The organism is Psychrobacter sp. CAL346-MNA-CIBAN-0220, from assembly GCF_040309805.1.
Classification (GTDB): Bacteria; Pseudomonadota; Gammaproteobacteria; order Pseudomonadales; family Moraxellaceae; genus Psychrobacter.
In genome coordinates this window covers 133,508-160,489 of the sequence record NZ_JBEOPF010000003.1, presented here as the reverse complement: position 1 = coordinate 160,489, position 26,982 = coordinate 133,508, and the positions used below count along the sequence as shown (strand labels likewise).

Sequence of the window (26,982 nt, the reverse complement as noted above, 5' to 3'; positions counted from 1 at the left end):
TATGCTTTAGTTAAGCTAGCACCAAAAGCAAATAAACGCACCCTACTTACCTTTGCTTTATCGTTACATATTAAGTTCTTTATAACTCATTTCTTATCGGTTTCAACATTATTTTTATTACTAATTGCCTGCCGTCAAAAAAGCAATCAATATTAGCATGGGTATAAAGGCTGAACTGTCTCCAACTGTATAAGCAATCTTACACGCTACACTGATACATACCAAACTTTCTGTTATATTTCTTATGCGCTTATAATGTTCTATATTGTTCTTAAGAGGCAACCAATTAATTAGTCTCATATCATTAGTGGACATAGTTACTGATGCATCCACCAAGTTATGCCTAATGACCAATAGCTGGCATAATGAGAGTGTAGTCGAGCAGATCGACTGATTTTGTCTATTATCTTAGTTTAAAAAAGAGCACGCAAGCTAACAGTGTATAACACTATAAGGATCATGCAATGTATGGCGTATTAATGATTGATATTGATAATACAGCGCTGACCGCTGAAGATGTGAGTTTAATCAAACAAGCCCAAGTCGGCGGGGTGATATTATTTGCACGTAACGTGGTAGATGCGGCGCAAGTCCGCGCGCTATGCGATGATATTCGCTACCATAACCTTGACATTTTAATCGGCGTTGATCAGGAAGGTGGCCGAGTGGCACGATTACGTGAAGGGTTTACCTCCTTACCAGCAATGGGAAAACTTGGTGATTTATTTGATCAAGATCCCAGCCGTGCTCTTAGCTGCGCTTATGACTGTGGTTATCTGATGGCAGCTGAAGTGTTAGCGGTAGGAATTGATCTCAGCTTTGCGCCCGTACTCGATCGTGATGGTATCAGCCAAGTGATCGGCGATCGTAGCTTTCATGAAGACCCGCAGGTGATCGTCGCTTTGGCTACTCAGTTTATGCGCGGGATGAAAGCTGCAGGCATGGCAACCACAGGTAAACATTTTCCCGGACATGGTGCTGTCGCCCCTGACTCACACCTAGCAGAAGCGATCGATACGCGTAGTTTTGATCAGATAATGGCAAGTGACATGCAACCCTTTACTCAGACCTTACCGTGGCTCGACGCATTAATGCCGGCGCACGTGATATTCTCGCAAGTTGATAATAAACCGGCAGGATTTTCTAAAATTTGGCTCAAAGATATTATTCGTAAGCAGCTGAAGTTTGATGGAGTACTGTTCTCTGATGACTTATCTATGGCAGCGGCGCAAGCAGCGGGTGATGTCAGCGCACGCGTCCAGGCAGCTATTGAGGCAGGTTGTGATATCGCATTGGTATGTAATGATCGAGTCGCAGCACACGAAGCCGCTGAGGCGGCGCAGGATTTGCCCTACCCCAATCAAAAGCGTATTAAAACCATGTGCGGGCAGATACCTCTATGGCAAGGTGATCTTGAGGCCACTTGCCAGCAGTTTGAACATTGGCAACAAGCCAAACAAAATATATTGCAGACATTTTTTGACCTGCCATCTGAGGGGCATTCATCTAACGACAATCCCCTCTTAGACGACCCTACTGCTTATAAAGCATAAGCACTTATAAGGCCATATATAGAGTCATCGACACTCATGGACTTCGGTTATTCAGTACTAAATAACCTGAATAAAAAACCGCACCTTATAAAAGATGCGGTTTTTTTGCTGTTTAATATTACTGTAATGGCAACTGAACTGACTTAAATGTTTATACTTAGTAATAATAAGCTGGTTTATTAATTGTTAGCTTGTGGGTCGAGTGCTGTACCACGACTTGGATCATCACTATCTGGTAGTAAATCATCATTGTTGCTGTCTAATGGGTTTAAGTCTGGGTCTAGGACACCACCTGTTGCGGTATTGGCGGTATTGCTATCCAAAGGATTCGAACCTGCATCCATTGCATTATTACTTATGCCCGTATCATTATTCAGAGCAGATTCGTCATATACAGTGAACTCAATACGGCGGTTACGGAAACGACCTTGTTCCGTTGAATTGTCAGCGATAGGATCAGTCTCGCCCATACCTTTGGTCATTAGCTTGCTAGGATCCGCACCTTGTGAAACCATATAATCTTTCATTGATTGGGCACGTTCTTGTGACAACTTCATGTTGTATTCAGCAGTAGCGGTTTTATCCGTATGGCCGATTATCATCAGTTTCATATCCGGCACTTGTTCCATAATCTCAACAGCCCGGTCTAATACTGCTTTGTTCACATCGGGGATAACCGCTTCATCTACTTCAAAATTAACCACTTGAAGGCTTAGTGCACGGGCAACATCATGTGGGTCTGGGTTTTCACCAAGCTTATTAATAGCAGCATCGGCGGCAACTAAGCTATTATCAATCTCACCTTGTAAGTCTAAAGGGCCTTCTGCTTTTACCATCATTGCTGGCGCAGCAGCTTGTAAATCAGCGACTAGTTTATCAAGGACATTGGCATCAGAAGCGTTGACGACGATTTCATCACCTTTAATAATCATACTAGCGTTCGGTACGCTTTTGATGATCGGTAGTAAAGAAGCAAGTTGGGCGGCAGCTGGCATATCAGTAGCGAAACCATCATCGATATCTGCACGACATTTATTGGCTTCATCACCAAAGGTAGTGCTCATCGCATTCATGATAGTCATTTGTAGCGCTTCATCGCCGACATTCATGCGGCAGGCATATAAGGTATTGGCTTCGCCGGTAGCGATACGTAAGGAAGCTGGCTCAACGTCAGCAGCTACAGCCATTTGGCCATCGCCCTCAGCTACTTGTTCTGTTATTACTGGGGTTGCGACCGGCTCAGGGTTCTCTTGGCAGCCTCTGAGTAGCGCCCAAGCTAATGCGCCTAGGATAATAAGACCAATAATAGGTAATAGCGCTTTCATAAAGCTGCCAGATTTTTCTTCTTCATGCTGTAGTGGAGCCATGCTCGTGGTGTCGGAAATACGTTCGCCAGCAGGGCCAGCAGCTACCATTCCGGCAGGGATCACAGCACTTGCCCATGCAGGAATATGGTGCTGATAACTGGCAAGGTTGTCATTTAGGAACTGCGGTACCGGTGTCGTTCCTGCCAAGCTCTTAATTTCATGATAGGCAAGCGGAGCCGACATAGCAACTAGACCACGAGAGGCGGTTGCATCCACATTATGGGCGCCAGCAAGCTCACGCGATATACGATCACGGTTCGAGCCATCAGTCCATACTCGGTCGTAAAACCCTTGATCATCACGCGCTATATTCTCGTTCTCAAAACGTCCATAGGTATCTTTATCCGCTAAACTTGCAGCAAAAATAGCGTAAAACTGTTCAAGAAGATTCTTTTTAGCAGGGCTATGATCATCACCAAGTACTGCTGGGCTGACCGTCTTCGTTAAGTGACTAATAATATCCATAATAGATTTCCTCCATTGATTATTGCTTATATTATTTGAATTTTTCGATGTTTGGCATCTAATAATAAACAATTAACCTGTAAATGATTAAGTTAAAAAATTGATTATAAATAAATCAAGGTAGTAAGTTAGCTTATAAAGGTTCAAACCTGTAAGTCTTGCCGTGACTTAATGTAGAGTTAATTAATATAGAGGCACTTGACTCATATTTTCTTGATTAACGTTACTTATTAATTTATTAAACTGAAGTTATTATAGGAGGGTTAGATGAGCTCTCACAATAAATGCGTTGTTGTTTAAATGATATTTTAGGTAATGTTTCAGTTGTAGCACGTAACTACAATAGCAATATAGTACGAATCACTTACACAGGCATAACTAACCGTATAAACAAAACGGATAAATAGCAACTAAGAGAGACTAAACAGCTGAAAAAAAGCTGTTTAATACTTGAAATAACGGAATAAGTTTATCTCTCTAGATATAAACTTTGTCGTACAAACTTAGAGTATACGAAAGGCTTAGATTAAGATAACGGCCTATAGTGAAAAGCATAAGGCTATAATATGAGAGTACTTTTACGTTTATAGATTGGTTCATTCATTCGCTTTACCTGTTAGAGGTAATATTTCTATCAACGGGACGGCCGCCCTGTGCTGGCTCCGCAACAATAACGTTACTAGCCAAATCCTCTACTTCAGATAGTGACATAGTACCTGCCCGAGCGCTAGGAGCATCCCTAGTCATAGTACTGTTTTGGCCATAGTTGCGTAGCGACGACCTAGGCGTAACACTGTCACCGGTATCATCATCTGACGCTTGATAATCTGCTTCGTTATTGGTATTCACGTTCGCATTATTATATTGCTTGTTTGAGGCTGCACGGTTTGGGTTCGCTTCAAGCTCATTATTCAAACCAGTAATAGCAGGCATCTTGTTCGCATTTAGGCTGTTAGTCGTATCATTAGGCAATTGTATAGGCGCGACGCTACTAACAACGATTGCCGGTACTAAAGTACGTATGTCAGTGAGCAAGCGTTGAAGAATCATGTCATCAGGTGCTGCTAAAATAATGCTGTCATTTTGCAAATGCAGGCGCGCAAATGGAGCAGATTTTAATAGGGTTAATATAGTAGGTAACATTTTTATATTAATATTAGGAATACTACGGGCTACCCCTTCTTGTATAACCAGATCACAAATCTGCGCCTGAGTACCAAAGCTCATATCTAGCGCCTGTTTAAGTGCGTCTTGCAAACTTGCGTCGCCGACAGAAGCGCTACAAGTGTAGAGACTGCCACTATCGTCCACGCCAATGATAAGTTCGACCGAGGTCAATATCGGTAGTGGTAGCTCAGTCGTAGGCGGTGTCACCACAGGGACGGTAGCCATAGACTTTATTGGGGGTATGTTATCAGGCTTTATGACAAGTGCCCATACCAGTACAATTGCAGTGAGCGCAACTATCAATAACAGCAGACCAACCCACACATCGACTCTTTGGTTACGAGCCTTTACTTTTTCTCTATTCTTTAATTTTCCCTCTGATAAATGATAAGCAGATAAATTGGCATGGATAGCATCGGCATTGGTAGCGGGTCCATCAACAACAGTATCGGTACCTTTAGCTACGCTATCTACATCTTCTAAATTACCTGTATCAGCAGTCGTAATTGGCTCTAAACCAATCAGGGCTGGCACGATGCTGGTCGTGGCTGTGCTTTGGTCACTTATTGGTAGGTTATCAACCGCTTGGTGGTCAACGAATCGATAATCAATAACGGGCGCTGACCACGCTGGCAAATATTGACGTATTACCAGCTCCTGACCTTGTAAAAATGTGGTCAAAAGCTGCCCATTGGCAAGTGCTTTAAGCTGACGATATACCAGTGGCGCTACATCCATTAATAATTGTGTGGTGGCTACTTCGTCAATATGATGGGTTGCCGCCAGTTCTTGAATAATTATCTGGCGTATATTTATATCTTGCCACAACTGCTCAAATAGTGGACTTTCTGCTATGTTCTCAGCAGCTATGCTTCGATCTGTACGCAGCAATTGCGAGTAGACTTGCGGCAGCGCTAGACGTGCGATTAAAACTGCATAGAACTGCTCAAGTAAGCTGATATGTGCCACACTATCATTGTCGTCTAATACAGCTGAGGTAACTGTTTTTTCCAACTGTTCAATAATACTCATAAGATCTTACTTTCGCCGATGTTAGTTTTGAGTCAGATAAAAATATCATATAGTCACTATTATAAGACACGCTCAATGACAAGCAACGCTACTGTCAAAAATTATCCGTATATCAATAAATAAAACTATATATTAATGACTTTAGAATCGGTAAGTTATAGAAATGACAGCAAGAAAAGTTATCCCAAATAGCTCGTTAATATATCAAGCAAGCCTGACGCCGTAGCGAATTTACCTGGGTTTAGTTATATAAATACGGTAAGCATTAGTTACCCTCAATATACGAAGCATTACTAATACGGCTTGATAGACTGTTATATTATAGTTATTGATTATTATTGATTATTTAACCATTGTTTTGTCACGTGTTTAGCTTTTGCTTTATCATCTATCGTATTGGCATTTATTTATCATTTTACCCTACTAAGTAACTGTCATATTTAGACTTTAGATATTGTCACACATCAGGCTTGGCCTAAGGATTACCCCTTGTTTAACCACACTACTCTTATTATCATTGTTACCGTTATCGTTAGTTTATTAGCGTGGCAAAATAAGGCGTTATTTAATCGGCTGATTTTTTATCCACCAGCGATTACAGACGGTCAATGGTATCGCTTCGTCACTCACGGCTTTATTCATGCCGATAGTATGCATTTGCTATTTAATATGTTTACCTTGTACTTTTTTGGACGCGCCATTGAAGGGTTATATAATCCATTTTTGGGCGGCTATGGCTTCGTCGCTTTTTACATACTAGCCATTATTGTGGCCATGATACCGAGCTATATTAAGCATAAAGACAACGCCAGTTATTTAAGTCTTGGTGCCTCAGGCGGGGTGTCAGCAGTATTATTCGCCTTTATATTACTAGCACCTTGGGATATGATTTATTTATTTGCGATTATTCCTATTCCCGCCATACTATTTGCGGTTGCTTATGTGGCGTATAGTATTCATGCCGATAAGCGCGGTGGCTCAAATATCAATCATATGGCGCACATGTGGGGTGGGGCATTCGGGGTGATCGCGACTATTGTACTGGAGCCCCAGATATTACCACACTTTATTAACGCCTTACTTTCGCCCAGTTTTTAAATTAGATACCCACTTATGATTATAGATATTATTGGTGATATTCATGGTTATGCAGATAAGCTCACCGGCTTACTTGAGCAGTTAGGTTATGTCCATAACGGTCAGTATTTTATGCCACCAGATGGTCATCGCGCATTATTTATTGGCGATTTAATCGATCGTGGATCGCAGCAGTTAGCGACCCTTGAGATGGTTTTTGCGATGCTCGATGCGGACGTAGCTGATGCAGTAATGGGCAATCATGAATACAATGCCTTGGCTTTTGCCACGCTTGATCCCGGTCATAATAACAGCCATCCTCAGCGCTATCTACGCTCGCACAATGACGTACATACGCGGCAACATGAGGCGTTTCTGGCAGAAATCCCTTTTGGCTCAGAGACCCATCAATATTGGCTAAAGCGCTTTTATGAGCTTCCTTTATGGCTGGAGACTGAATACGCTTGTTTTGTCCATGCTTGCTGGGATGTGGACAGTATGGCGGTACTCAAACCTTTGCTCACTGCTACTCACTGCTTAACGACACATGCGCTTGAAATAACGGCGCAAAAGCACACCCTACCTTTTGAGGCATTAGAGCGCGTACTAAAAGGGGTAGAAACTGCCTTACCTGAAGGATTAGTAATGGTTGATAAAGATGGTACTGAGCGGTCACAAGTTCGCGTGCGTTGGTGGCTTGATGAGTTAAACACACGCCCTATTCATCAAATTGCCCGCGCCCCTAGCTCAGGACTGGCACAAATTCCAAAAGATGCCATGGCTGAGAATATTGATTTTGCCTTAAAAACTCATAAGCCAGTATTTGTCGGTCATTATTGGCTGACTGGAAATCCTGAGCCTCTCAGTATTCAAGTGATTTGTACCGATTACTCAGCCGCTGTCGATAGTGGCTATTTGACCTGTTATCAGCTAAATACTTCCGCGTCGTTACCCCTTAATGCCGCTAATTTTGTGCAATATCAGCACGATTAGATGCTCATTATTAGAGCCTGTTGTACAGTAGCGATGAAACTTGCCTTTACGGCTAGGGCAAAACTTTTGTATGATGGTCTTTTTGAGGATATTGCATCATGAGCACCACATCCGCCGCTGTCGCCCAACCCGATCATATCGCTTCTCCTAGTGGTCAGCCGAAAGTTGGCATCATTATGGGCTCACAGTCCGATTGGGCAACTATGAAGGCTGCTGCGCAACTATTAACAGACTTTGATATTGCTTTTGAATGCGAAGTAGTATCGGCCCACCGTACGCCTGATAGATTATTTGACTATGCCAAAGGCGCAAAAGATAGCGGACTGCAAGTCATTATCGCAGGTGCAGGCGGTGCAGCACATCTACCAGGCATGTGTGCCAGTCAGACACCATTGCCAGTCTTAGGCGTACCTGTAAAGTCTTCCATGCTTAGCGGTTGGGACAGCTTATTGTCTATTGTACAAATGCCTAAAGGCGTTGCGGTTGGGACCTTGGCAATCGGCTCAGCGGGTGCTTATAACGCGGCACTCCTTGCTATTCAAATCTTAGCGCTGCATGATAATTTGATTGCTACTAAGCTACACAACCTACGTAAAGCGCAAACTGAAACTATTCTTGCCAGCCCAACCCCAGGTATTATTAATACTTAAATACCATCAAAACCATTTTACAAAAAAATATAGATTCGTTTCTTCTAAGCTAATCTTTAAGCTCAGATAGTTTTAATATAAGCGTTCTTTACTTGATATTTATTTTAAGATAGGCTCTACTAAACACAAGGTGCATACGATGCACCTTTTCCTATTTTAAAAAGATTATTTTAAACCCATTGCTAACTCAAAGAGCCTGCCATGACTACAGCCAACGCCTACCCTATTACTCAAACCATTCGCACCATCGGCATTTTAGGTGGTGGTCAACTTGGTATGATGCTCGCCCAAGCCGCCTTACCTCTAGGCTATCATTGCGTATTTTTAGAAGATAACGCTGATTGCCCTGCCAGTCTCTACGGACATGTTTATAGCAGTGAACAGTTAGACGACTTTATTGCAGCCGCTGATGTATTTACTTTAGAGTTCGAAAACACCCCAACAGCAACTGTTGAACAGCTGGCCAAATTATCAGCGAATGGCAACAAACAAGGCATGTTTCCACCGCCGATTGCCCTTGATATTGCTCAAGACCGTTTCAAAGAAAAGCAGCTGTTCAATATGCTTGATATTGCGACTGTACCTTTTATGGCAGTCAACTCACAAGCTGAATTACAACAGGCTTGCGACACTTTAGGTTTGCCTATCGTTCTGAAAACCAGTCGCGGCGGTTATGATGGTAAAGGCCAATATATTATTAAGCAAGACGGTGACATTAAAGCAGCTTGGCAAGATCTCAAAGACGCGGTCAGTGGTAAAGGTAGCCTAACACCCACACCTGCACCTTTGATTGCCGAGGGTTTTATTAACTTTAGCCGCGAAGTCTCTATCATTGCTGCACGCTCGCAAGAGGGTAGTATTCGTTGTTATGATTTGGTTGAAAATCATCATCACCACGGTGTTTTGGCCAAAACTCAAGCACCAGCGATTGGTACTAGCCATTTATTTGCCCAGGCGCAACAGGCGATGACCACCTTGATGAATCATCTCGATTACGTTGGTGTCATGGCGCTCGAATTGTTCGTTACAAAAGACGCGCGCGGTAATGATTACTTACTCGCCAATGAGGTTGCACCGCGTGTCCACAACTCAGGGCATTGGAGCATTGAAGGGGCAATCACCAGCCAATTTGAGAACCATATCCGGGCGGTAGTGGGCTTGCCATTAGGCGATACCGACAACGTTCATCCGGCAATTATGGTCAATGTATTGGGACAGTATCCTGATATCAGCGCAGTTCTGGCTATCGATGGCGCGCATTATCATAGTTATCATAAGGCTGAGCGCGAGGATCGTAAGATTGCGCATATTACCTTAATGCCCAATGATGTCGCTAATTTAGAGCTCGCCCTAGCTAAGTTGGTCGCAGTATTGCCCAATAAGGTTGGACTAGATAAAAAATATGCAGTGGCTGATAAAAACCAAAATAAGCTGAATACTCAAGATATCGAAACTAAACATGGAACCAGCGAGATCAACAAAGATAGCAATAATGAAACTGGTACTGCTGCGGCTACGGATAAAAAGAACAACGCCGACAGCCTATTTGCAAGTTCTGCCAACATAGAGGCCAAGGTGGACAACACTAGCGATAATAAGGTCAAAAAATAATGCAAATCTGGGTTGATGCTGATGCAGTACCGCTGATTGCTAAAGATCTAATTATTAAAACTGCAGAGCGTACCCAAACAATGGCAATATTCGTCGCCAATCAGCCGATTAAACTACGCAATTCACTATGGCTAATGATGACGGTGGTGCCTCAAGGATTTGATAAGGCCGATGATTATATTGTCGAGCATATACAAGCGGGTGATTTGGCCATCACCAGTGATATTCCATTGGCCAATGATATTCTTGATAAAGGTGGCAAGGTGCTGACCACGCGCGGTGTCACTTATGACAAAAATAATATCAAGCAAAAGCTCAATATGCGTGATTTTATGGATACCATGCGTGGCACTGGTGTTCTGGAATTACAGCAAATGAGCGGGCAAAAACCTTATGGCGATCGTGATAAAAAAGCCTTTGCCGATGGGCTTAACCGTCTTGTGCGCTAATAATTGAGCATTAAAGGCTGCGCGCTCCATTTTTTATGGTGAATCAAATATAAATTCGGCACAAGGAAGACCAGTGCAAATTGTAGCTAGCTCATCGAAGCGCGTACATTAAATAGGGCTGATGCTATAACAGATTTTTATTTGGCTCACTAACCCTTGCAAACCTTATACATTCTGTAACCAAACACCCTCTAATTGGCACGCTTCATAACGAAGTCCGTGCTTTGTTCTTGTTACTTTATATCCAGCTTTGGTCATTACTCGTTTTTATATCATCAACTTTATGTAGTGGGCAATGATAAATATTTAGAAAAATAACAACATTAATAATAATAGGAAACATTATGAAAATTTTAGTGATTGGTGCAAGTGGTCGAGTTGGTAGTGATTTGGTTGAGAAGCTACTCGCTGATAACCATCAAGTTATCGGTACTACCCGTCAGGACAAAAAATTATTTGATGCAGATAATTACTCGCAATTGGATTTAGACTTGTTAGCAGATAAAGAGGCTATTCAAAATCAAATGGATAATGACATTGAAGCGATCTATTTTGTCGCGGGTTCTGGAAATAAAAATTTATTAGAAGTGGATTTACATGGTGCGGTCAAAACCATGGAAGCCGCTCAGGATAAAGGTATTCAGCGTTATATCATGCTCAGCACGGTGTTTTCATTAGATACCAAAAAGTGGCAGAGTTCGGCGATTGCGAATTTAAAAGAATATTATATTGCCAAGCATTATGCCGATCAGTGGCTGGTTAATGACAGCACCCTTAATTACACTATCGTTCAAGCCGGCGCCTTAAAAGAGCGCGCTGGCACTGGTAAAATCACTGTCAATAGTTCTGATGCTGGTGAAAATACAATTCCTGATGTGGCAGCGACTTTAGCGGCAGTGCTAAGCGCTAATAGCGCCAGCAAAAAAGTTTTTAGTATGCAGAATGGTGATACGCTAATTAAAGAGGCGATTGCTAATTTATAGTTATTAACGCTATACCTGTTCGTTAGTATATCCAGTCCTTTCTAAACTTATTAGGAATAGGATTTAGTTACGCCCGTCCACTGGGGAAAGTGATAACCTCTTGTAGATTTTTTGCCCCAGTAATGACCATAAGTAGTCTATCTATACCGACAGCAATACCGCTACAAGGCGGCAACTCATCGCACGCTGCTAGTAAATATTCATCAATAGGCATTGGTGGCAGGCCAGATTGACGACGGAGTACGTTATCCTGCTCAAAGCGTTGTCGCAAGGCTTGACCGTCTGCTAACTCATCGTAAGCGTTAGCGATCTCAACACCGTTAATATAAAGCTCAAAGCGCATAGCTACCCTATTGCCATCCTTATCGAGGGCAGTTTTTGCTAAGGCAGCAGTCGCTGAAGGATACTCTGTAATCAAGGTTGGTGAATCATGACCTAAATTCGGCTCAACGGCATGACTGAATAACAAATCAAGCCAGCTTTGACGACTGTCTTCATTATTGTTTTCTTTATCCTTCGAGCTATTATCGTCTACGCAAAAATCAAACCCTATCAAATTTTTATCTTTAACAACCGCTTGTAGCACTTCAATACTAGCAGTCAGGGGGTGGACACCCACAAAGTCCATAAAGGCATCGACATAACGATAATGGTTCATTATCACTGAATGACCATAAAGCATCTCTAACAACTTACCCAGCTCATCTGCCAAATCTGTCAAGCTATAATGCGGCTGATACCATTCCAGCATCGTAAATTCAATATTGTGCCGAGTCCCAATTTCATTATCACGAAATACCGGACATATCTGATAAATTGCCACTTGCCAACTGGCTAGCAAACGCTTCATCGCAAATTCAGGAGAAGTATGCAGATAGTAAGTTCGTGGCTTGTCTTGATAAACTACCTGAGCGGCAACTGACTGTAAAAAAGTGTCAGTGTTACCAGCTTGTGATAGCAGTGGTGTTTGTACTTCTAAAATCTGACGTGCCGTAAAAAACTGCCGAATATCATCCAGCATTTGCGCCCGCTTATGTGCCATTGCGAGCGTCATCGTTGGTGCGTATGTCGCTGTCTCTTTATTATCTGGAATCATCATTATCTACTGCTATTGATTGTTAATAGTTTATTGACAGCATAGTTTTAAAATTTGCTATTGAGGGTCTAAAACTGCCACTCACGACGCAAATGATAATCACGGCGCAGTTGGTCAAAATCGGCTCCACTAACCTGCTCATCTTTGCTCTTTGCCCGTAGCTGCTTATCATCTTGCATGATGTCATAAAACTTGGTTAATCTATCCGGATGCGACTTGAGCTCAGACCATAAATACATATTGACCGGTAGTAGCTGATGCATGGACTGCGCAGGGGTGACCAAAAATCGCTCACATAAGGCTTCATAGACCATTTGCGTCCCGCGCAGCTTACCTTCTAAGGTATAACCGGCGATATGCGGGGTGGCGATAGCCAGCTTCGATAGTAGCCGCTCAGATATCTGCGGCTCATGCTCAAACACATCAAGTGCTACTTGCCGAGCAGTACAGTCAATATCAGCTTCTAATGCAGCGTTATCGATCACTGGTCCACGTGCGCTATTAATCAATAACGTGTCTGGTAACATCGTGTTTAGAGCAGCTGCATTTATCAAATGTCGTGTAGGATAAGCACTACTGTTACGATGATCACTGTCTTTGTTTTCAGTTAGTGGCACATGCAAGCTTATAGCAGCGCTTTGACTAAGGACTTGCTCAAAACTGGCATTATTAAATGGTGATGCTGGCAACAATGGGTCATAACCAAGCACTTGCCAACCTAAATCAGCAGCATATTGTGCCAGCGTGCTACCGATATTACCCAGCCCAATAATACCTAAAGTTAATGGTTGTTGCCAAAACTGCAGACGTAGAGTCAGGATAGCCGTGAGTACATATTGGGCGACCGAATGCTTACTACAGCCAGCGGCATTGGCAAAGGTAATATGACGTGCCGTTAAATATGCCTGATCAATATGATCGGTACCAATAGTTGCCGAACCGACGAACTTAACACTCTGATTACTTGCCAATAACGCTTCGTCTACGGATGTTACAGAGCGAACAAGCAGCACATCAGGCTGCGTATCAGCCAGCAACTGTGCATTAATATCTCGCCCTGCTACGGTGACGATATTAACTGCCTGTGCTGTCCCTTGCCCCAACGTTCGCACATTAAAAAAGTCATCAAGGCTCGCTATATTACTATCAGCAATAATAGTGAGTACTTTAGGACGATTAGGCATAGTAGCCTCTGTATTGAGACCATTAATGTTCATGTTGGTACTGAGGTTGGTATTAATAGCGGTATCGGTGTTAGGCATAGTTCAGCACCTTTATTAATATATAATTTTTGATAATGGGATTTGATTGGATTGAGTCTACAATCCGTAATGCAATGCCTTATATAGTCGATTCAACATAAAAGAGAGGCACGTTGTATTAGCGTGCCACTGGTATGATTTTTTCTTGCGTGCTGATCGCAAACGTGACAGAGGCTGCAAAAAACTTATCTCAGTAGCACTGTGCCATTTCTAAATTGGATTAACTACAGTAGATTACTACTCAATACTATTTCTTATACAAGTGTCAAAGTTTTTTCTTAGCGTCTTTACCCTGCTCATCAAATTTTAACAGCATCTGATTGTCGGTTAATACCACCTCTTTTGGCGCAAAAATCTCATTTTTATGCTGCGATATCCATTCACGCCATACCGCAAGTCCAATCGCTAATACTACAGGACCAATAAATAAGCCTATAAAGCCAAACGCTGTTAGGCCGCCAAGCACACCAATAAAAATAATAATAAATGGAATCTTAGTGGCGCCGCTAATAACAATAGGACGAATGAGATTGTCTACCCAACTGATGACAAATACGCCCCAAAGCGCCAAACCGATACCTTCGGCAGTGTGGCCTTGGCTTAGGAGCCAAATCGATACCGCTCCCCACGCAAATGGTGTCCCAAATGGTATCAGTGCCACTATAAAGGTCGCAATGGTCAGTAAGGTAGGACTTGGCGAACCAGAGAAATAATACCCAATCCCCGCCAGTAATGCCTGCGCCAACGCGGTGAGGCCAATGCCATAAACCACTGCCCGCGTAGTCGTGCCCACTGAATCAATATAACTATCGATACGATTACCGATAATATTGCGTAGTGCTTGACGAATTTGCCGTACCAGACTGGTGCCATCGCGATAGAAGAAGAACAACGTCATTAGCGCCATTCCTAACTTAGCAAGACTACTAAACACCACATCCAGCGCTACTTTTCCATAATACAGGTGCGACTGAACCCAAGCGCGAAAGGCCTCAAGCGCGCCATTAGGGTCTTTATTGATTTGCCATAAAGCATCCTTGATTTGTTGACCGATCACAGGTAGATCTTTCATAGAATCAGGAACATCAAGATAGCCTACTTTGACGCGGTATATTAAATTGCTATAAAGACTGAGCGCTTCTTGCTGCAAGATAAATAGCCCAATGACCAGTGGCACCCCCATCATTAAAGAGATGCTTACGGTCATGATACCCGCACTAAAACTTGGACCAAACTTCGCTTTCTCATGGAAAAAGTTATAGATAGGAAAGGTCACATAGGCCAAAATCGCCGCCCATAATGCAGGCACGATAAAAAACTGTACCACTTGAAAGCATAGAATAAACAGCGCTACCAATAACGTAATGGCAAGCAGACGCTGAATCACAACTTCTTTTGTCCAGTTTTCAATCATAAAGGAGTAACCAAGAACTGACAGCAAAAACATAGCACGCTTTTACTGCAAAATGTATGAATACGCAGATATCGGCTTATGAATAACATCCACAAGCGGTATCTATTGACAACCAGTGTCGATGATAAGCGCGCTAGGAAAATAGTTCGTCGAATACGTCTTTTTATTAGGGATAAGCCAGTTAATAATCATTTGCAAAAAAAAACCTAACTACCAATACTTATTGAACTCATTATGCAATAAGATACCGCAAATAAATAATACTATGTTGTAATTTTTACTTACAATTTTATTTAAAGGCCTTCATCATTCAGTCTATTAACCGCTGAGAAATTATAGTAGCCAACCGCCTTTGGCTTAATACTGATAGCCATTTATTTAGAACATCAAAACACCGCTGCGTTTTTGTAGGGTCAACAATTGATGTTATACTAAAGCTATTATTTTGCGCTACTTTTATTAATTTAGCGCTCAGCATATTTTGCAAACTACTTTTAAGCACTACTTTTGAGATATTAATTTTTAGAGCTGCGCCTTATATTTTAGGCGTGGTGCTAAAGCGGTACATCACCGCCTACACCTATTTTTGAGCCCATAATTCGAGTTCGGAATTCGGATTCGTAATAACTCCCCAAATTTTAAATAATATATTGATAGGAACAATAACAATGTCAACAGACACTGATAACCCAAATCTTAACGCATCAAATGATGCTAGCAACGTTACCACACCATTAAATACAGTTACTTTTGCCTTGGCACAGTCTCATTTTTTGGTTGGCGATATCACCGCTAATGCCGAAAAAATGCGGTCGCTAGCGCTACAAGCTCGAGACCAAGGCGCTGATGTCATCGTTTTCCCAGAGCTTGCGCTACTGGGCTATCCACCGCAAGATTTACTGCTGCGCCCAAGCTTGTCAGGTCGCATCAAAAGCGCACTTTCGACTTTAAGTGATGTTGACGATATTGTAATGATTGTCGGCTATCCGCATGTCGATCATCATGGTACTTTTAACTCTGCTGCTATTTTACATAACGGGCATCAAAAAGGTTTTTATCATAAACAGTTCTTGCCTAATTATGGGGTTTTTGATGAGCGCCGCTACTTTGATAAAGGTCGCAATCAAGTTTTATTTGATTATAAAGGCATTACCATTGGTCTGCTTATTTGCGAAGATTTATGGGAAAAGGGCCCCATTACTGATCTTAAAAAACAAGGTGCTGATTTGGTTGTCAGTTTGAATGCATCACCATTTGAGATGGAAAAACAACATACTCGTAAAGCGATGCTGACTAAGCGTAGCCGTGAGCACCATCTCCCTATTATTTATGTTAATGCTGTCGGCGGTCAAGATGACTTGGTATTTGACGGTGGTTCTATCGTGGTACAAGCTGATGGCAACATTGCTCATGAAGCGCCACGCTTTTTAAATCAGCTTCTAATGGCGACTTTGGATGTCAATACCGCCAAGTTTGATACCCAAGCTAAAGCACCAATGACCCTTAGCCGTGAGTCAGAGATGTATCAAGCTTTGGTAGTTGGCCTGCGCGACTATGTCAATCATTCTGGGTTCTCAGGGGTAATTATTGGCTTGTCAGGTGGTATAGATTCAGCCTTAACCTTATGTATCGCCGTCGATGCACTGGGTGCTGATAAAGTTTATGCGGTTATGATGCCGTATGAATATACCTCACAAATTAGCCTAGAAGATGCGCAGTCACAAGCACGACGCTTAAACGTCTCTTATACCGTTTGTCCTATTTTTGATGCGGTTGAAGGCATTCGTCATACGCTTGCTCCCTTATTTAACAAATCGCCTGCAGACACCACTGAAGAGAATATCCAAGCGCGTGCCCGCGGTGTGATATTGATGGCACTGTCTAATAAGTTTGGGCATTTGGTCATTACCACAGGTAACAAGTCAGAGTTGGCCGTAGGCTACTCTACCTTATATGGTGATATGGCAGGCGGCTTTGATGTGCTAAAAGACGTTTATAAAACCCAAGTTTATAACTTAGCCAATTATCGTAATCGTCTTGAGGACACGCCTGTCATCCCTGAGCGCGTGATTACACGTCCGCCATCAGCTGAATTACGTCCAGACCAAAAAGATCAGGATAGTTTGCCTGATTATGACGTATTGGATGGTATCTTAACCTTATATGTCGATGAAGACATGGGCTATGAAGATATTGTTGATAAAGGCTTTGATGCTGACTTGGTCGCTAAAACTATCAAAATGGTTGATAATAGTGAGTATAAACGTCGTCAAGCGCCAATTGGTACTAAAATTAGCCATAAAGCCTTTGGCCGTGAACGCCGTTATCCATTAGTGAATAAATGGTCAATAAAAGGTTAAATACCTATTATCACTTAATCTCTGTCGTATTAGACGCTTGAAAGTATGATTGGTTTAAGCTTTCATAAAAAATAATCGACTTATTTTACAATTAGCTGGGTGCTTGCTCAGCTTTTTTATTATCTGTATATAGCACTCTTCTTCATTATTCTAAATGTTCACTACGTCCTAATTCTACCTGTTTTTATTCGAGTATTTCATGAGCTTGCTAACCGCTAGTGTCTTTCTTCTTCTATTAATTGCGCTAAGTGCTTTCGTCTCTAGCGCCGAGATTGCGATCGCAGCCGCCCGCAAAGTTAAGCTGCAAATTATGGCAAAAGAAGGGGACGTACGCGCGCATGTCGTCCTCAATATGCAAGAACATCCCGGCAGCTTTATCACGGTGGTACAAATAGTTCTCAACGCCGTAGCAATCTCAGCGGGCGCGATTGGTGAGTCGGCAATCAGCCCCTATTTGGAGCGTTTATTTAACCATGAAGCGCTGGCTTCTATTGTGTCGTTTGTGCTAGTCACCAGTGTGTTTTCACTGTTTGCTGATTTGATGCCAAGACGTCTCGCTATGTCAAACACTGAGATTATTGCCGTAAAATTAGTACGGCCGATGATCTTTTTAATCTTTATATTAAAGCCTATTATTTGGGTGTTTGATGGTGCAGCGAACTTAATGTTTGAACTAACGGGCATCTCAACAGTACGCAAAGACGATATGACTTCAGAGGATATTTACGCGGTAATGGATGCTGGCGCTGAAGCCGGTGTGCTTAAGCACCAAGAGCATCATCTGATCGAAAATATCTTTGAAATGCAAGAGCGTACTGTCACCTCGGTGATGAATCCACGTGAGCATATCGTCTATTTTGATACTAAAACCAGCACCGAACAAATAGTCAAGATAATGATTAAGCAACCTCATAATAAATTTTTGGTCTGTAGCGATGATGATCTTGAACATATCGTTGGTTATGTTGAGTCACGCAGTTTCTTAGCTTTGGTACTTGAGAAGCAAGAAGTTTGCTTAACGGATAAGACGCTTTTAAAACCTGCACTTTTTATCCCTGATACCTTGTCACTGTTTGAGGTGTTAGAGATGTTTAAATCAACTGGCGCTGATTTTGCAGTCATCGTCAATGAATATGCGCTGGTGGTTGGTGTTATTACCCTAAAAGACGTGATGAGTATTGTCATGGGCGAGCTGGTGACGCTGGAAGAGCAGCTTATTATCCAGCGTACTGATAACTCTTGGCTAATTGATGGTATGACGCCGATTGAAGATGTGATTCGTTCATTAGGAATTGTCAATCTACCTCATAGCCAAAACTATGAAACCATCAGCGGTTTTATGATGTATATGCTGCGCAAGATTCCTAAGAAAACGGACAGCATTGAATATGCCAACTATCACTTTGAAATTTTGGCTACCGATAACCTTAGAATAAACCAGTTGCTGGTAACTAAGCTTGATCATGTCGTTTAAAAATACGGTTTTATTGCTACTCTCGAGTACCAAATATTGCGGTACCAACGCGTACCATAGTAGAGCCATTAACAATGGCATCTTCCATATCACCACTCATTCCCATACTTAGCGTATCCCAAGCACTTAATTCTGGATGCATTTGTTTAACCTCATTAAACAGCTGCTGCGTGCGCGCGAAGGCATCAGTATCCGCTTTAGCAGGGATAATCATCAGGCCACGCAGTTGCAAGCGCTCATAACCTTTAATAGCTACTATCAACTCTGGCAACTGTTCAGGGAGGCAGCCTGACTTACTGTTCTCATCATCAATATTAAGTTGAATAAGGACGTTAAGCGGAGGCAACCCGTCTGGACGCTGATCGTTTAAACGTTTAGCAATAATGTCACGCTCAAGCGTTTGTACCCAATCAAAATTCTCAGCAATATCACGCGTTTTATTACGCTGAATACGACCAATATAGTGCCAGACAATATGGCCAGTCTCAGGCTGATCTCGTAATACCTTTATCTTTTCGACTGCCTCTTGTAAGTAGTTTTCGCCAAAATCACGTTGACCTTGTTGGGCTAGCGTTACGATCATCTCAATAGGTTTGGTTTTAGAAACAGCAAGTAAGGTCACGTTATCATTGGTAGTATCGTTAGCATACTCTGACTTACGCCCTGCTTGCGTGCAGGCCTGCGCAACTTGTTGACGTACCTGCTGCCAGTTATCAAGCAAATCGGTTAAATCAAAATTATTCTCAGAATTTTTATCACTGGCATGGAGGTTATTGTGATTATTAGAAGTCGCTTTCATAGAGTTCTCATATAAACAATTCGCTAAGATATATTTATAAGTATTTTTTAGCAGAAGGAGGAAGGCTGATGAATAAAACAATTTGAGCTTCTATTTTTGCATTTTCTTGACAGAGGAGATGGTCAAATACCTAGAGTCTTGTTATTATATTGTTACTTTGTCTAACTTATGCTGTTAATAATAGAATAAAACTAGTTTAGTAAATGGTGACAATATCTCATGTCAAAAAATATTTTTTTACCTTACTCTCATTAATTAATAAGACTGTTTGACTATGGATGACACAATCACGTTGACTATCGAAGATCTGCTGCGCTTTACTGTTAAGCAAAAAGCATCAGATTTACACCTTTCAGCAGGGATGGCAGCCATGATTCGGGTCGATGGTGAAATGACACGTATCAATATGCCAATCATGACCCATCAAGTCGTGCATCAGCTGATTTATGACATCATGAATGATAAACAACGTGCAAACTTTGAAGAATTTCTTGAAACTGATTTTTCTTTTGAAATTCCTAATTTGGCACGTTTTAGGGTCAACGCCTTTAACCAGAATCGCGGTGCGGGAGCAGTATTTCGTACCATTCCTTCCAAAGTTCTGACCATGGAAGACTTGGGAATGGGCGATGTTTTTAGGCGTATCTCAGACTTTAAACGCGGCGTGGTATTAGTGACCGGTCCTACAGGCTCTGGTAAATCTACAACCTTGGCAGCGATGGTTGATTATATCAATGAGACCCGTAAAGAACATATATTAACGATTGAGGATCCGATAGAGTTCGTACATGACTCCAAAAAAAGCCTGATCAATCAGCGTGAGGTGCAGCGTGATACTTTAGGTTTTGAGCCTGCACTACGCTCAGCATTACGTGAAGATCCAGACGTTATCTTGGTCGGTGAATTGCGGGACCTCGAGACTATTCGCCTAGCCTTGACTGCGGCTGAGACGGGTCACTTGGTGTTTGGTACTTTGCATACCAGCTCAGCCGCTAAAACTATTGACCGTATCATTGATGTCTTTCCTGCTGCCGAAAAAGAGATGATTCGTGCGATGTTATCTGAGTCTCTACAAGCGGTCATCTCGCAAACCCTACTACGTCGGCAAACAGGGGGCCGGATTGCGGCGTACGAAATTATGCTGGGCACGCCAGCGATTAGAAATTTGATACGTGAGAACAAAGTTGCACAGATGTATTCATCTATTCAAACGGGTGCTAGTGATGGCATGATAACCCTTGATCAAGCACTCAAGAACTTAGTAACGGAAGGTATGATAAGTAAAGACGTTGCACGCCCTTATGCCAAGCAGCCGGAAGCATTTTTATAGTTCTGGCAGCTTATGCACTTTAGACTTTATCATTTTGTACACCTTTAAGAGATATCTCTTATAACAATACTTTTTTTACGTTAGGTAGGCTATGAACTTTGATAAACTGCTGCAATTGATGATTGAGAATAACGGCTCTGACTTATTTATTACTGCTGATGTGGCACCGTCGATGAAGATGAATGGCACCATTCGTCCAGTAGGTAAAACCCCACTCACCGCTGAACAAACTATGATTTTAGTAAAAAGTGTGATGACAAAAGATCAGCAGCAAGAGTTTGAAGAGACCAATGAGTGTCAATTTGCCATTACTGATAACGCACAGCAAGCTCGCTTTCGAGTCAGTGCTTTTATGCAGCGTGATATGGCAGGAATGATTTTACGGAAGATTGAAAATAAAATTCCTAGCATCGAAGATCTAGGATTACCGCCATTATTAAAAGAGTTGGCCATGACGAAGCGTGGGATTATTCTGCTGGTCGGTGCGACTGGAACAGGAAAATCAACCACTATGGCTGCGATGATGGAGCATCGCAATCAGAACTCACACGGCCATATCATTACTATTGAAGATCCGATTGAATTTGTGCATCAGCACCGTGGTTGCATTGTTACTCAGCGTGAAGTCGGTATCGATACGCTGTCTTTTGAGGTGGGCTTAAAAAACACCTTACGCCAAGCGCCCGATGTCATTCTCATTGGTGAAATTCGTAACCGAGAGGTTATGAGTTATGCGCTTCAATATGCCGAAACGGGACATTTAGTCTTTGCTACATTGCACGCTAATAATGCCAACCAAGCGATTGATCGGATCATTCACTTTTTTGAGACAGAGCGGCATAAGCAGTTATTTATGGATTTATCGCTTAATCTCAAAAGCGTCATTGCCCAACAGCTTATCCCAACTCCTGATAGCAAAAGCCGCCGTGCTGCGATCGAGATTTTATTGAACTCACAGCTGATCAGTGATTATATTCGTAGAGGTGAGGTGCATGAGATTAAAGAAGTTATGACGCGTTCACGTGATAGCGGCATGCAAACCTTCGATCAAGCACTGTTTGACCTATATGAAAAAGATGAAATTACTTACCAGGACACCATCAAGCATGCTGACTCGCCAAACGATTTGCGCCTAAAGATTAAGCTTAGTAATAACAACAGTGATGAAGATTTGAACGTAGGTGCTGATCGTTTGTCGTTAGATATCAAATAGGGTCTAAATTTATATAATAGCTATTCATTAATAACTATCCATTAATAACTACTCGTCATTTACTGCAGATACTGCTTCCCTATATAACTTAAAACTACTGATTAAAAAAGCAGCCCTGATTTTGAAGGCTGCTTTTTTTGTTGATAGGTTATTTTAGATAATCTGATGTACTCAAAAACACATTCAAAGTAATAATCTTGGCACCGTTATTTAGCGCTATCTTTGCATTCTTGATTGTTGCAAATGCCATAAAGTACTAACGAATGTCCCGATAATTTAAAGCCATTTTCTTTGGCGACTTTGATCTGCTCTTTTTCAATAGTTTGATTATGAAATTCAACGATTTTACCGCAGACATCACAGACTAAGTGATCATGATGTTCATCTTGGGTAATCTCAAACACCGATAAATTATTTTCAAAGTTATGGCGCTCAACGATACCAGCTTGTTCAAACTGGGTAAGTACACGGTAAACAGTGGCGAGCCCCACATCCTCACCTTGCTCAATCAGTGCTTTATAAACCTCCTCTGCACTCATGTGATGGAGTTCTGCTTGCTCAAGCAGCTCTAAAATTTTGACGCGCGGCAACGTTACTTTCAATCCCGCTTTACGTAAATCTTGATTGGTAAAAGCCATAATATCCCTTCTGACTGTTAAAGTCTTAGCAAATAAAAACTTAAAAAATATGAGAGAAATAATTGTTATTAATTAATATTTACTGCCTATTAAGCATTACTGCGATAATAAACAGGCAAATTTCATAGTTATTTATAGTGAGTCCTGGTCTACTAACTCTAGCGCAAGTCTATGACTTTATACTATAAATCGTAAAACATAGTAGATATTGTCTGATAAATAATGTCGTAAGTGGTAGGCAATTGCAAGTAAATGACGTATCATTTATCGATGATTGCTGGCAAGACTAGAACGAACCACCCTTAGCCGCGCCTAACCCATTTTTTATGAGTCATCTTATCATGATAAAGCCATTACCCTATTTTTCGCTTAACCGTTCAAGCGCATTACGCAAGCTTATCACTACCGGTATGCTGAGCGCAGCCGTTACTCTTTCTGGCTGCTCATTACTTAGTGTTTATAAGATTGATTTGCCGCAAGGAACGCCCATCACTCAAACGCAAGCGCAAAAGTTAAAAGTGGGCATGAACCAAAATCAAGTACTTTATATCCTTGGTAGCCCTGCGATTAGAGACACTCTTGAGCCCAATCGTTGGGATTATATCTATGATTATCAGGCAGGAACAGAAGGTAGTCGTAAAGGTATCGCCGATGTTAAGAACGCCAGTCAGCACTTGGTCATATACTTCGATGCCAATGGTTTGGTCAATCGCATTGAGGGTCTTGAGTCTCTACCCGCTTCATAATTTCCGTTACTCTAATTTTCAAAGCTATAGTTTCTAAGACAAATTAAACGTAACCGGTTAATACCAACTTCACTTTTTCGCTGAGACCTTACTCTTACGTTGAGACATAGGATCAGCGCTTAAGGTACGATAGACCTCAATACGATCGAAAGGTTGCAACTTGTAATTGAGCGGCTGCTTGTGCGCGTAGATGCCAACATGCCAAAGCTTAGCAGCTGGCGCTTCAATATGCATCACCTGCTCACACCATAGCGCCAAATCAGGGAACTGTACCAGCCAGTCAGCTTGCGATAACGCCTCATATAATGTCGCGCCATTACTAACTTGTAGGGTTAAATAATGTTGGCGCTGGGCATCCTCAGCATAAGCTAAATACACCGTTATCAGGTTTGATTGCCCTAACTTGGCGTCAGCGAGTTTGCTGTTCTTTAGCTCAACCACTGCATCACCCAACCTATCAATGCCAAAATCAGTGCTAAAGGTACAATCAAGCGAATCGCTATCCGCCATAAATTATACAGTGCTTCATTGCCAAAATTTAAGGATTTACGCAAATGGCTGATTTTCATCCGCCAGCCTGCAAAGACAGATAATAATAACACTGCCACACTGCTAATGATGACTAATAGCCCAACCAACCAAGTAGTCGGTACCCCGATCACTAATAGTAGACCTACTACTAATGTTAATACCAAGCTGACCAACAGACCGAACTTATACGCCAATTGCTGAGTACTATAGTGTAGTAAATAGCTGGCAACAAACAAGACCCCAACCCAATATAATAACTGTCCCAAAGGCGGTAAGCTTAGGCCACTAATAAATAAGGCCAGCATCCCTACTACTAACTGTAGAGTCCAAATAGGCAATACTAATTTAGTAGCGCGATACTCGCTGGGCGGTTGTGAACGAGAGCTATTATGGTCACTGTTACTGTCGGTTTCGACCGCGGTTATGGTTTGTTTGGTGATTAAATGTTGACCGAACCAATATAGACCAGTGCCTGCACCAACGCTTACCAGTGCCAATGCCACTGCACGCGCCCACTCACTTAAGCTAACATCAGTCATCGCAAATTCAATAGGTGGCAGACCATTGGCAACGCCTAATAGCAAACCTACCAGCATCAATCCTAACCCAATCGGCAAGGGTGCAACACCAAGTAAGCTTAATAATAGAGCGATAACCATTAAGCCGCCAGCAATGGCAAAGCTTGGCAGCTCAGGGGCGCTATTTAGATCAGCCAGCGCAGCTACTAACCCACTGCTAGCGCCTGATATCACCAACGCTGCAATAATGATAGACACTATCGCTGCCAGCCAGCCAAAACTACGCCATAACGGACTGGCATCTGCCTCGCGAGTTAGCTTTTGCATCCCTGCTAGAGGCGCTTCAGTACTACGATATGCCAGTGCTATCTCCGCATAAACAACCGGTAACGACACCAACAACATAGCTAATAACCAAAGCAACCAAAAGTCAATCTCACCAATTGAAGCGGGTGCAAACCACCGAAACAATAACAGCGGTAGCAGCGCGGCGATAAAATAAGAAGCATAGCGGATCATCATAATCTCAATCCAAACGGTCTAAAGTAAGTAATGTTAATAATAAAATGGAATAGCCAAAAAAATCATATATATAAAATGTTAATAGGTTGCTGTAAATTTGGCTCTACCGACATATACCTATAAAAAAACCCCGAAATCGGGGTTTAATGACTTAATAACAACTGGCTAATGTCTAAATAAAGGCTCAACCAAAAATAAATAATGGTAGCTTAATAAGTAATATTAGAAGCAAACGGCTGTAACTTATCAGTGAATAGCACTTACATAGTCTGCCAAGATACGAATATCACGATCCGATAACTTAGACGCTACAGTTTGCATCATGCCTTTTTCGCCTTCTCTCTCCGCATCATTATAGCGTTTTTGATCATCACTATCGACATCATCTTCACGGCCAGCAGCGCGGAACAATCTAAGCTGGGTAGCGATGTATTGAGAATGCTGTCCACCTAGACGAGGAAATGCAGCCCAGATGTTACCTGCTGCATCTGGTCCATGGCAGCCGGCGCAACCAATCACACCACGCGATTTATCACCGCCTAAGAATATCTTAGACGCTTCTTGTGTGGTCGCAGGATTGGCAAAGCCAACTCCCCAAGGCGCTTGACTAGAATAATAGCCAGCCACATTGGCTAAGTCTTGCTGTGACAAATTCGCCACTTGTGATTGCATGATACCGTTTTTACGATGCCCTGATTTGAAGTTAACCAATTGTTTATATAAGTACTTGACGTTTTGACCGCCCAAATTTGGCTGTGCAGGGACGATACTTACGCCGTCAACACCATGACAGGCGGCACAAACCGTTTCTGCAATTTGTTTACCTGCAGTGACGTCATATTCAGGAACAGTGATAGCAGCTTGTACGCTGAAACTTGCAACGCATAAGCTGGCGGCAGCGATTAACTTTTTCATGGATACGAATCCTACTAACTCGACGTAAGCATTATCTAGAGTGATTGTAACTTAGAGTAATTATACTAATAAGACATTCAGTATAAGCCATGCGCCAACCTAATGTTTAGCGAATTGACCCATACGTTTTGAGGTCTTTATCACAAGCATCCTGAAAGTACTTACTAATATCAGGGTTTATTTTCAATTATTATAGCAAGACTTTGTAGGATTTGCCTACTTAATCGTAACACCTAGTGGTTTTTCTATTAACATCGTATCAGTGCATAGGTTAAAAAAACAAAAACTATATATAGCGAGTTAAACTTGTGCTTTGTTTTATCTATTCAAGATTTTATGTGTGCCTATTGCTTGCGTTTATTATTTACTCATATAATCAATTAATTTTCGATAATCATCGTCGCTACAGCTGTCACATAGCCCGCCCGCTGGCATTTGAATCATGCCGCCTTTAACTGAATTGATCAGTGCTGGTAAGCCTTTTTGCTGCTTGAGCTGTTGCCATTTAGCGCTGTCACCTTTTTTAGGTGCATTGAGCGCACCACTATCATGACAAGCGGCACATGAGTTATTATAAGTCGTCTCAGTATCCGCAGCAGCAACGCTATTTATCATTGCGGTACTGAGCATAAGTATTGCCACACTACCACCCAAAGCGTGGCTGGTTTTGGCCAAAAACGCAGTTATTGAGCGCATAAGATATCTCCTTTGGCTAGTAAATCTCTGGCTGGTACAGCGTACTATAGCGGGTCAATTATTAATGGGATAGCTATTGTTTTTTCTAATGCTGGGTTTTTAAATTCCAATAATAGCTTAA

General features: G+C 42.1%; 23 protein-coding genes. 12 read left to right on the top strand and 11 right to left on the bottom strand.

Annotated elements, in window-relative coordinates; all coding sequences use genetic code 11:
* Positions 1–464 precede the first annotated feature (464 nt).
* The gene (gene nagZ / locus AAEY88_RS08340; protein WP_350561335.1) at positions 465–1,553 is read left to right on the top strand and encodes a beta-N-acetylhexosaminidase; all 1,089 of its coding nucleotides are present in this window, start codon (positions 465–467) and stop codon (positions 1,551–1,553) included.
* A gap of 179 nt (positions 1,554–1,732) precedes the next feature.
* Here nagZ and AAEY88_RS08335 read toward each other — a convergent pair whose 3' ends face one another.
* Together AAEY88_RS08335 and AAEY88_RS08330 are read right to left on the bottom strand one after the other, a co-directional pair.
* Positions 1,733–3,385: an OmpA family protein gene (locus AAEY88_RS08335; protein WP_350561333.1), complete on the bottom strand. Its 1,653-nt coding sequence runs from the start codon at positions 3,383–3,385 to the stop codon at positions 1,733–1,735.
* A gap of 609 nt (positions 3,386–3,994) precedes the next feature.
* On the bottom strand, positions 3,995–5,584 hold the full coding sequence (locus tag AAEY88_RS08330) for a hypothetical protein (RefSeq protein ID WP_350561331.1): 1,590 nt from the start codon (positions 5,582–5,584) through the stop codon (positions 3,995–3,997).
* Positions 5,585–6,073: 489 nt separating this feature from the next.
* Here AAEY88_RS08330 and AAEY88_RS08325 point away from each other — a divergent pair, with 489 nt between their 5' ends.
* The 6 genes from AAEY88_RS08325 (at position 6,074) to AAEY88_RS08300 (ending at position 11,347) form a co-directional block, all read left to right on the top strand.
* On the top strand, positions 6,074–6,682 hold the full coding sequence (locus AAEY88_RS08325) for a rhomboid family intramembrane serine protease (RefSeq protein WP_350561329.1): 609 nt from the start codon (positions 6,074–6,076) through the stop codon (positions 6,680–6,682).
* 15 nt (positions 6,683–6,697) lie between these two features.
* Entirely contained in the window at positions 6,698–7,654 is a 957-nt protein-coding gene (locus AAEY88_RS08320; protein ID WP_350561327.1) for a metallophosphoesterase, read from the top strand.
* Positions 7,655–7,752: 98 nt separating this feature from the next.
* Positions 7,753–8,304, top strand: a complete 552-nt coding sequence (gene purE, locus AAEY88_RS08315; protein ID WP_350561325.1) for a 5-(carboxyamino)imidazole ribonucleotide mutase — start codon at positions 7,753–7,755, stop codon at positions 8,302–8,304.
* 201 nt (positions 8,305–8,505) lie between these two features.
* Complete coding sequence (locus tag AAEY88_RS08310) at positions 8,506–9,915, top strand: 5-(carboxyamino)imidazole ribonucleotide synthase (RefSeq protein ID WP_350561323.1); 1,410 nt, start codon at positions 8,506–8,508, stop codon at positions 9,913–9,915.
* Positions 9,915–10,364: a DUF188 domain-containing protein gene (locus tag AAEY88_RS08305; RefSeq protein WP_350561321.1), complete on the top strand. Its 450-nt coding sequence runs from the start codon at positions 9,915–9,917 to the stop codon at positions 10,362–10,364. Before AAEY88_RS08310 ends, AAEY88_RS08305 begins: the two co-directional genes overlap by 1 nt.
* A 344-nt stretch (positions 10,365–10,708) precedes the next feature.
* Entirely contained in the window at positions 10,709–11,347 is a 639-nt protein-coding gene (locus tag AAEY88_RS08300; RefSeq protein WP_350561319.1) for an NAD(P)H-binding protein, read from the top strand.
* 67 nt (positions 11,348–11,414) lie between these two features.
* Here AAEY88_RS08300 and epmA read toward each other — a convergent pair whose 3' ends face one another.
* The 3 genes from epmA to AAEY88_RS08285 all read right to left on the bottom strand — a co-directional run bounded on the left by epmA (position 11,415) and on the right by AAEY88_RS08285 (position 15,119).
* Positions 11,415–12,443 carry an EF-P lysine aminoacylase EpmA gene (gene epmA, locus AAEY88_RS08295; RefSeq protein WP_407074440.1) on the bottom strand — a complete coding sequence of 343 codons (1,029 nt, stop codon included), beginning with the start codon at positions 12,441–12,443 and terminating at the stop codon, positions 11,415–11,417.
* Positions 12,444–12,511: 68 nt separating this feature from the next.
* Positions 12,512–13,627, bottom strand: coding sequence for a 4-phosphoerythronate dehydrogenase (locus tag AAEY88_RS08290; RefSeq protein ID WP_350561576.1), 1,116 nt, complete (start codon positions 13,625–13,627; stop codon positions 12,512–12,514).
* A 343-nt stretch (positions 13,628–13,970) separates the two neighbouring features.
* Positions 13,971–15,119 carry an AI-2E family transporter gene (locus AAEY88_RS08285; RefSeq protein ID WP_350561575.1) on the bottom strand — a complete coding sequence of 383 codons (1,149 nt, stop codon included), beginning with the start codon at positions 15,117–15,119 and terminating at the stop codon, positions 13,971–13,973.
* A 668-nt stretch (positions 15,120–15,787) separates the two neighbouring features.
* Here AAEY88_RS08285 and AAEY88_RS08280 point away from each other — a divergent pair.
* Together AAEY88_RS08280 and AAEY88_RS08275 are read left to right on the top strand one after the other, a co-directional pair.
* Positions 15,788–17,479 (top strand): NAD+ synthase, encoded by a 1,692-nt coding sequence (locus tag AAEY88_RS08280; RefSeq protein ID WP_350561315.1) that lies wholly within the window; start codon positions 15,788–15,790, stop codon positions 17,477–17,479.
* A 199-nt stretch (positions 17,480–17,678) separates the two neighbouring features.
* Positions 17,679–18,953 (top strand): hemolysin family protein, encoded by a 1,275-nt coding sequence (locus AAEY88_RS08275; protein WP_350561313.1) that lies wholly within the window; start codon positions 17,679–17,681, stop codon positions 18,951–18,953.
* 16 nt (positions 18,954–18,969) lie between these two features.
* Here the strand turns inward: AAEY88_RS08275 and AAEY88_RS08270 are convergent, their stop codons facing one another.
* Positions 18,970–19,752 carry a YggS family pyridoxal phosphate-dependent enzyme gene (locus AAEY88_RS08270; RefSeq protein WP_350561311.1) on the bottom strand — a complete coding sequence of 261 codons (783 nt, stop codon included), beginning with the start codon at positions 19,750–19,752 and terminating at the stop codon, positions 18,970–18,972.
* A 292-nt stretch (positions 19,753–20,044) separates the two neighbouring features.
* Between AAEY88_RS08270 and AAEY88_RS08265 the strand changes: the two genes are divergently transcribed.
* Entirely contained in the window at positions 20,045–21,082 is a 1,038-nt protein-coding gene (locus AAEY88_RS08265; RefSeq protein ID WP_350561574.1) for a type IV pilus twitching motility protein PilT, read from the top strand.
* A 91-nt stretch (positions 21,083–21,173) separates the two neighbouring features.
* Positions 21,174–22,295 (top strand): PilT/PilU family type 4a pilus ATPase, encoded by a 1,122-nt coding sequence (locus AAEY88_RS08260; RefSeq protein WP_350561309.1) that lies wholly within the window; start codon positions 21,174–21,176, stop codon positions 22,293–22,295.
* Between the two features lie 206 nt (positions 22,296–22,501).
* On the opposite strand, the gene fur is transcribed toward AAEY88_RS08260, so the two are convergent.
* Complete coding sequence (gene fur, locus AAEY88_RS08255; protein ID WP_350561307.1) at positions 22,502–22,933, bottom strand: ferric iron uptake transcriptional regulator; 432 nt, start codon at positions 22,931–22,933, stop codon at positions 22,502–22,504.
* Positions 22,934–23,259: 326 nt separating this feature from the next.
* Between fur and AAEY88_RS08250 the strand changes: the two genes are divergently transcribed.
* Positions 23,260–23,679, top strand: a complete 420-nt coding sequence (locus AAEY88_RS08250; RefSeq protein ID WP_350561305.1) for an outer membrane protein assembly factor BamE — start codon at positions 23,260–23,262, stop codon at positions 23,677–23,679.
* A gap of 69 nt (positions 23,680–23,748) precedes the next feature.
* Here the strand turns inward: AAEY88_RS08250 and AAEY88_RS08245 are convergent, their stop codons facing one another.
* The 4 genes from AAEY88_RS08245 to AAEY88_RS08230 all read right to left on the bottom strand — a co-directional run bounded on the left by AAEY88_RS08245 (position 23,749) and on the right by AAEY88_RS08230 (position 26,861).
* Positions 23,749–24,189, bottom strand: a complete 441-nt coding sequence (locus tag AAEY88_RS08245) for an RnfH family protein (protein ID WP_350561303.1) — start codon at positions 24,187–24,189, stop codon at positions 23,749–23,751.
* Positions 24,108–25,250: a hypothetical protein gene (locus AAEY88_RS08240; RefSeq protein ID WP_350561301.1), complete on the bottom strand. Its 1,143-nt coding sequence runs from the start codon at positions 25,248–25,250 to the stop codon at positions 24,108–24,110. The genes AAEY88_RS08245 and AAEY88_RS08240 overlap by 82 nt, the downstream gene beginning before the upstream one ends.
* A gap of 246 nt (positions 25,251–25,496) precedes the next feature.
* Entirely contained in the window at positions 25,497–26,165 is a 669-nt protein-coding gene (locus tag AAEY88_RS08235) for a c-type cytochrome (RefSeq protein ID WP_350561299.1), read from the bottom strand.
* A 360-nt stretch (positions 26,166–26,525) separates the two neighbouring features.
* Positions 26,526–26,861: a c-type cytochrome gene (locus AAEY88_RS08230; protein ID WP_350561297.1), complete on the bottom strand. Its 336-nt coding sequence runs from the start codon at positions 26,859–26,861 to the stop codon at positions 26,526–26,528.
* Between the last annotated feature and the right edge of the window lie 121 nt (positions 26,862–26,982).